We start from the raw sequence: 7,716 nt of genomic DNA on the forward strand, positions 1-7,716 counted from the left end.
TAGCTTTATCCGTTTAATATTTTGAGCAGTTCGCCTTTTTTTGACCTGGAAACCGGAACATTGGTCCCATCTTCTAGAATTAAGTACTGCCCGTCCTGATTTACAAATTCTTTAATAGCACTTAGTTTGGTCAGGTAGGAGTTGTGCACCCTAAAAAAACTGGAGCCCAACATTTTTTCGAAGTCTTTGATTCTTTTGCTCAAAACCTCTTTTTTTCCATTTCCAAAAAAGACTTCGGTATAATTGCCGTCCGCTCTACAATAGAGAATTTCCGCAGGATCTACATACAGTGTTTTCCCTGCCATGGGCAAGGCCATTTTTTTTGATTTCTGATCTGCCCATTCGTTAAAAACACTTTTGAGCTCTGCTCCCAACATATTCTGCCCTTTGTTGCCTCTTATCCTTTTTACTGCTTCTTTAAGATCGTCGGAGTCAACCGGTTTTAAAAGATAATCTATTGCATGCTGGCGAAAGGCCTTGATCGCATAATTATCGTATGCCGTGGTTATAATAAGGTCAAAATTCCGATATTTTAGGGTGTTCAACAACTCGAAACCATCCATTTCCGGCATTTCAATATCCAAGAAAACACAGTCTGGTTTCAAATAGTTTATTGCAGAAATAGCTTCCATGGGATCGGTAAAAGTATCGAGTACTTTTACATCATCACAAAACCTCTCTATTTCCCAAGCCAGGTTTTTTATTGCATTGTACTCATCATCTACAATTATTGCCGTGATCATTATTGGAATTCTTAAGTCCTAATAAAGATAATCAATAAGGCAACATTCATCGTAACCATTACATATTCAGTAGGATTGGGCACATAGTTCGATAGAAAGGTGCTTTTTATGGTATTCCTCAGTGCTCTGAGACTTTTTTTTGCCAACTACATAATACTTTCCACAGAAAATACAATCCATACCTCAGTGCCTAGCAACAGCCTTTAAAAATGATGATCACTGATTAGCTTTGGTCAGAGTTCTCCCATTCTGTTTTGACCCGTGTATGGCCAATAACAATACAGAATTTCAATATACAAAAAACCGAATTTCCCTTGTTATGAGAACACTATGCATCCTACTGACTTTGATAGTTGTCCTTCTATCCTGCAAACGCCAAAAAAAGAACCTGGACAGAAAAGAAAAAAGTATCGACCTATCACGGTCCGTTACTCAACCTGGTGTGGTCCATGTAAAGAGCATTGGAATGGACTTTATAGTAAAAGACACCCTTAATTCGGGCTGGAACACTTTTAAATACACCAACGAGTCCACTGAAGTCCACTTTATATTAATGGATCTATATCCCGAAGGAAAGAATGCCAGAAATACCAAAAACGAAGTACTGCCTCCTTTCGAAGAAGGAATGAAACTTATAATGAATAATGATATGGAAAGCGCAGTTACCGCTTTCGGAAAACTGCCTGCATGGTTCCAAGAAATTAAATATATGGGCGGCACAGGCCTTATTTCATCCAATAAAACTGCAATAAGTACTATCTATCTTGAGCCTGGGCTTTATATAATGGAATGTTATGTGAAAATGGCCGACGGCACGTGGCATACTTCGCACGGTATGTACAAAGAAATTATCGTTACAGGACCAAACACCGACCTGGCGCCGCCAATAGAAACGGTTGCTATTGAAATTTCAAGCAAAGCAGGCATCTTGGTCGCAGACAATATTCCAAAGGGCAAACAGGTATTCAAGGTCACATTTAGGGACCAATCGACCCATGAACATTTTTTGGGACACGATGTTAATCTGGTTAAATATGATACAACGGCATCATTGGATTCCCTGGTACATTGGATGAACTGGATGAATCCAAGAGGATTGCGCACCCCTGCCCCAAAGGGATTCACTTTTTTGGGCGGAATGAACAATCTGCCTTCTGGGAAACACGGATATTTTGATGCTGACCTATCACCGGGAAACTACGTGCTGATTTCCGAAGTTCCCCATGCCAACGAAAAAAATATGATGTACAAATTCACAATTAAATAAACAAACCATGAAAGCAAGAACACTTATTTCAACACTGATATGTTTTTTAATCATGGGTCAATCAAATGCCCAATTTTTTAAAAAACTAAAGAAGAAAGCCAAAGACGCTGCAGAGCGCACCGTTTTGGAACGAACCGATAAAGAAGTCTCAAAAGGAACGGACCGCGCCATCGATTCCATTACCCAAGGAAAAAAAGGCAAAAAGACCCCTAAGAGCATTGGTGAAACAGAGAAAAATACGCCTACCAAAAAACAAACTGATGCCAAGAACAAAGCGATGGAGCAAAAAATGGCCGGTTTATTCGGGGGAAAGGACCTGAATGGAGTACCTGACATCTACACCTTTTCATATAAGGCCACAATGAAAATAACCACGCGTAAGGACGAAACCGAAATTCAGTATTGGATGGAACCGGACCAAAGGTATTTTGGCAACTGGCAAGAGCAGGGAACCACCAACAGTATTTCCATAATGGACATGGAGAATAAAATAGTTGTAATGTTCATGGATGACGGTGAACGTAAATCGGCCATGAAAATGCCCGTAGGAAAAAAAATGATGGAAAAAATGGCCAAGAAAATGGAGCAAAAGTCAAACGCTGATGACGTGCAGGTCACGCCGATCGGGAACAAAACCATACTCGGATATACGTGTCAGGGGTATCAAATCACAAGCAAGGAAGGCATCTCAAAAATTTGGCTCACCGATGAGGCCCCAGTGGGGTTCTTGGGAGGCATGGGACAGGCAGAAAGCATACCCACAACAGGCCTGCCCATTGGCAACAATACCATGTTCATGGAAATGCAGTTCGAATCCGCCAAAAAGAAAAAGGACAATTTCAGCATGGTATGCACCGAACTGATCCAAGAAGACTTCGTATTGGCAAAAGCGGATTATATCTCATCCAACCCATAAAAATATTAGTATGAAAAATATAGTGTTTTATATAGTATTCCTAATCATATCCACTACCCATCTGCAAGCCCAAGAATTCGATATGGGCGATGTAATGGAGACCGCCATGGATTTTGTAGAGGAAGCCCAAGGCGGAGCAGAAACCCAAGCCGACAACCAATCCATGGGACAAATGGTCGACAAATTACTGAAGAAGACCGATGACCCAGCTTTTAAAGCACTTATAGAAAACCTAAGCCAAGCATTAAAAGAATTTGAAAACGAGTCCTATACCGGTAAATGTCTGCAGGTAATGGGCGCCTATGCCGAAGCATTGGCCTATGCAGACCGAAGAGTTGAATTGGCCGGCAATGCCTGCGAAAAAAAAGAGTGGTTGGGCATTGAGGGACTCTTACTCTTGACCGGGGGCAACATTAATTATTGTCCCACAGAGTTTTATGGGCTTTCCGATGAAAGCTTAGATGAAAATGAACAGAGAGAAGTTATTCTTGGGTATGAACAGAGAATAAAAAATTATTTTTTTGGGTCACTTAGTGACAATGAAATACTATTGAAAGCTTACGAACATGCCAGTAAAAAAGCTACAAGCTACGCAGCTTATGAACAGTATGTCATTGCCGTGCTAGAACAGCAAGATAAATCTTTTGAAAGCCTATCTGCTGAGCAAAAAGACTATTTAAAAAAATTATGGGAAAAAGATCATGGGAAAAAGTTTGATGATAAAATCATGAATGAATTTCCGCACCTTGAACTTTATAAGAAGTTTGAAAATGCCAATGAACAATTAGATATTAAAACCTTTACTCAAGGCAAGAAAGGGTCCCAGAAAGAAATTTCAAGCATGGTCGATTTTGTAGGCAAAATGTTCACCCCAGAATTTATGCTTTCTAAGACCGTTGAAATCGCGAAACTCAGCAACCTTTACAAATGCAGCAACTAAAACCGATAAAGTACATCTCCAATATTTTTTTAGCTAAAACCATTATGAAGACCATAAGAACAGTACTCATTATCCAAACTGTATTTTGTTTGGTTGCCTGCAACACAAACAACCGTAAAAAACAAGAACAAGAACCCACCCAGACTGTGGTATCCAATACACCATCAAAATCTTTTGAAGAAAACAAGAATTCCCTCTTGAACAAAACACCTCTCACCAAAGAACAATTTGCCTCTTGGTTGCCGGAGACCATGTTGGGACTTCCTTTAACATCATCTACCATTAACCTACTCCCTGGTGTTGGGTCGTGCACGGCGAATTATAGTCAGGGAAATACAAGAATTCGAATCATGATCATAGACGGTGCCGGTGAAAAGGGTGCCAATGGTGTTGCTCCTTACAGAGCTTCGAGCACATTAAATATTAACGACAAAGGTGCTTGGGGAAGTACCAAAACGGAAACCGTAAACGGTTTAAAAGCCAAGGTGTCCTATTTGGAAGAGGACAGACTCAATGCATCCATGTTCTATAACGAAAGATTTGCAGTGGATATAAAACTTAACGAACTCACTAGGGAATCCCTTGACCAAATAGTACAGGAATTAAAATTGGAAAAACTGAGAGAATTAGAACGTCAATAACAAATGAAAAATCAAGGCACGACAGGTTTGGACGATCGATCCCGGCGGGAATTTTTTAGACAATTGGTTTTAGGGGGAACCGGAGTTTTTTTGTCTCCGTTACTACTTCAAAGCTGCAGTAGTGAAGATTTGGGTAGGCCGCCATTTGGAGTCTGGCAAGATATGATAAAAGCCTTAGAACAGAGCCCGGACCATTTTATGGGCAGACGCAAGACTCTTGTAGCCTCCAAAGACCCCAAGGCCATGACAGATTTCGTAAGGGATAGTTTTCAGGTTTTACCTTGGCAAAGCGATTTTCTGCACCATGCGCCCTATGGTTCCATTTATGGAACAGTAATGGCACTACGCTGTGGTTTGGCAACCCCAAGGGAAAAAGCAGAGATCTTAAAGGACATGTTAGTGGATGCTGGATACGAAGCTCGCGTGATAATGGAGAAAACCAGTATTTCATTGGAAGAGGCAAAAGCAATAGTTTTCCGAAAATACATGCCAGCATTTAATCCTCCTGTTTCGGAAGGTAAAATAAAAAAATGGTACAAGGCATTGGGTATATCCGCTCCGCAGGGAGGTGTGGATGTTATTCCCGACCTGCTGGAACAAGCCAATAACCTCTCCAATAAACTGCTCAACACAATCCACCCAAAATTTATTAGGGACAGTATTGTAAACTTCAGGTTTCATGCAGATGCCGTTCCCTCGGTCGCTTTTAAGGATGGGGAAGAAGAAAAGTATGCACATGTATTTGACCCAGAGGTATCATTTGGAAACCTACACCCCACCAACACCGAAAACCATTTTTATGATGCCGTAGAAATGAGACCTTTTGAGAATGAGGAAGTCACCTTAACCCTATCTTGCCGTAGAGCTCTGGATCATTGGAACGAAACTGAATTGCTATCGGGAACATGGAAGTTGTCCGAACTTTTGGGAAACCAAATACAGGTCCAATTTCTCAACAATATGACTTTAGCAGATCAAGCAACCCAAACCGTGTCCCAAATTGCCCACTTTACCCCCTGTTTTGCCGTCCAATGCCTAAATGAAGAACATGGGACTGCAGAGGAACGCTCTGTTATGGGAGAGCCTATCACTATGGAAGGAGAGCGGATTTTTGAAACCTATAGTCCATCTAGTTTACCAGAGTCAGAAGAAGCAGGTGCCATTGAAAAAATCCACAGCTTTGAAGCTAAGTTGCTGCCTCAAGCATTTCCAAAAGTACGGCTCGAACTAAGTCCCATGGACGCTTCTGGGGCAATCGTCGAAGGTCTTTCCATAAACAACTTTTCCGTTACCGATAATGGCAAACCTGTATCGGCCTGGATGAAACAAAATACCATATCCCCCAAAATCCTATTACTTTATGACACTTCCTCAAGCATGCCTGCGGAATATGCCGGTGAACAAATTAAAATGTTCTTAGAAAAAACAGAGGCCGCCATCCGTGAAGCATATCCAACGGCGCATCTTATTTTACAGGCTACGGGATCCAATATCTATACCGCTCTGCTTAAAGCGAAACAATTGGATGTTGATCTTATCCTTTACGCCACGGACGGCGATAACAACGATGAATTTGACCCTGCATTTACCCCGATTTATGAAAACGGTCCCCCTGCAATATTCCTAAATGTAAAACCACAGGGCACAGTTTACAGTTACCTACGGCAGAACATGGAATTTATTGAAATAGCCGCCAATGATCAAGAGCGTACTATTGTTGAAATAAAACACATTGTTGATGGTTTGGAATTTCCTGCCTACATTCTTACCTACACCTCCTTTGATGAAACAGGTGATCATGTCGTAGACATAACTATAAAAAATACCTCATATAACACCCTACACCCTTTTCGGTTCCCCGAAAAAAGCGATCACTTATTGGGAAACCGTATGGTAGGACTTTACCTTACCCTAAGTCACAGGGGAATGCAACCTATAAAAAGGGTATTGGCAGGTTACGAACCACATCTGGACTTTTACGGCCAACCTACAAAGCTTACCCGTAAAATGATAGATGAAGTTCATGAACTGATCCTTGGTGGTGCCGTAATGTCTTTTGAACGAGAGGCCCCGACCCTTTCCATACAACTAACCGAATATTTGCAAACATTATTGAGCAATAAAGGATGGTTTGAAGCGTATCAGGATGGCAACATGGAAACGGCCATTGTAGAACTGAACAAAGGAACCCAAAGTTACCCTTCCATATTATTAAGTATGGTCCAACCATTGCGTAATTGTTTTTCTGAAGAAGGCGTTACCTATCCACGGGGCTTTCGTACGTCTTTGATCAAATTTAAGCCCGGGTATCATTCAGGAAACTCCAACACCTCTTTTGATTATTTTCCAACCTCTGATTATATCACGGTGACACGTACCGGAACCGGCCATTTTATAAAAACCTTGAACAAGACAGCACAACTTGCTATTTTGGAAGGCAAAGTGTTTGAGAAAAGTACACTTTCAGAGCTTGGCGATAAGACCTTAGCACTGAATATAGACCAAAATACATTTGATGGACAACTTCCCGAACTCAAACCCAAAGATTTACATTATTTCTCACGCCAAATATTTGGAGGTAGCACTATGAAGTTATTCGACATAACTTTAGAAAATCGCTCCTATTGGCAAATCAATACGGGGACAGGAGAACTTTATGGAATTCTACCCGATCAGACCGGAGGTGGAACCAATACCACTTACGCACAATTAAAAAACTTAGAAACAGTACTTGATGAGTATTCCAAACTTGTCTCTAAAATGAATCTAGGAATGACCATGATGGGTGTAGGCACAATGCCTGTTGGAATTGTAGCAACCTATAGTCTAACCCTAGTTAAATTATATGCATTGGCATCTGAAGCTTTAATACTGATGAATACAACAGGAATGGATGAAATAATAAAGGAAGCTTTGGCTAATTTGGCATGTGACGTTTATAAGGAAATACTATATGTTGGCTTAGGACGATTGGGAACGGGCGCAAGTACTATTGAAAATTTGATTGGAGCCATGGGAGGCAGTTATTCGTTTGTCTCCTGTTAATTCATTAATTCCTTCATTATTATAAACAAAAAAGCCCTTCACTTACGTAAAGGGCTTCAAGGAAGGCGGCGACCTACTCTCCCACCTGGTGTGGCAGTACCATCGGCGCAAACGGGCTTAACTTCCCTGTTCGGAATGGAAAGGGGTGGGCCCCGTCGCCATGG

6 protein-coding genes and 1 rRNA gene are annotated in these 7,716 nt (G+C 41.2%); 5 read left to right on the forward strand and 2 right to left on the reverse strand.

Going from position 1 to position 7,716, the window contains the following annotated elements:
* Positions 1–5 precede the first annotated feature (5 nt).
* Positions 6–743, reverse strand: a complete 738-nt coding sequence (locus AB9K32_RS03060) for a LytTR family DNA-binding domain-containing protein (protein WP_224837343.1) — start codon at positions 741–743, stop codon at positions 6–8.
* Between the two features lie 319 nt (positions 744–1,062).
* On the opposite strand from AB9K32_RS03060, the gene AB9K32_RS03065 reads away from it, so the two are divergent.
* The 5 genes from AB9K32_RS03065 (at position 1,063) to AB9K32_RS03085 (ending at position 7,552) form a co-directional block, all read left to right on the forward strand.
* Positions 1,063–2,010 carry a hypothetical protein gene (locus AB9K32_RS03065; protein ID WP_369884303.1) on the forward strand — a complete coding sequence of 316 codons (948 nt, stop codon included), beginning with the start codon at positions 1,063–1,065 and terminating at the stop codon, positions 2,008–2,010.
* 7 nt (positions 2,011–2,017) lie between these two features.
* Positions 2,018–2,926 carry a DUF4412 domain-containing protein gene (locus AB9K32_RS03070; RefSeq protein WP_369884304.1) on the forward strand — a complete coding sequence of 303 codons (909 nt, stop codon included), beginning with the start codon at positions 2,018–2,020 and terminating at the stop codon, positions 2,924–2,926.
* Positions 2,927–2,936: 10 nt separating this feature from the next.
* Positions 2,937–3,866, forward strand: a complete 930-nt coding sequence (locus tag AB9K32_RS03075) for a hypothetical protein (protein WP_369884305.1) — start codon at positions 2,937–2,939, stop codon at positions 3,864–3,866.
* Positions 3,854–4,507 carry a hypothetical protein gene (locus AB9K32_RS03080; RefSeq protein ID WP_369884306.1) on the forward strand — a complete coding sequence of 218 codons (654 nt, stop codon included), beginning with the start codon at positions 3,854–3,856 and terminating at the stop codon, positions 4,505–4,507. Before AB9K32_RS03075 ends, AB9K32_RS03080 begins: the two co-directional genes overlap by 13 nt.
* A 162-nt stretch (positions 4,508–4,669) precedes the next feature.
* On the forward strand, positions 4,670–7,552 hold the full coding sequence (locus tag AB9K32_RS03085) for a hypothetical protein (RefSeq protein WP_369884307.1): 2,883 nt from the start codon (positions 4,670–4,672) through the stop codon (positions 7,550–7,552).
* Between the two features lie 60 nt (positions 7,553–7,612).
* On the opposite strand, the gene rrf is transcribed toward AB9K32_RS03085, so the two are convergent.
* Positions 7,613–7,716: ribosomal RNA gene (rrf, locus tag AB9K32_RS03090) — 5S ribosomal RNA — on the reverse strand; the annotation flags it as partial.

Source organism: Allomuricauda sp. XS_ASV26, from assembly GCF_041224615.1.
Lineage (GTDB): Bacteria > Bacteroidota > Bacteroidia > Flavobacteriales > Flavobacteriaceae > Flagellimonas > Flagellimonas alginolytica.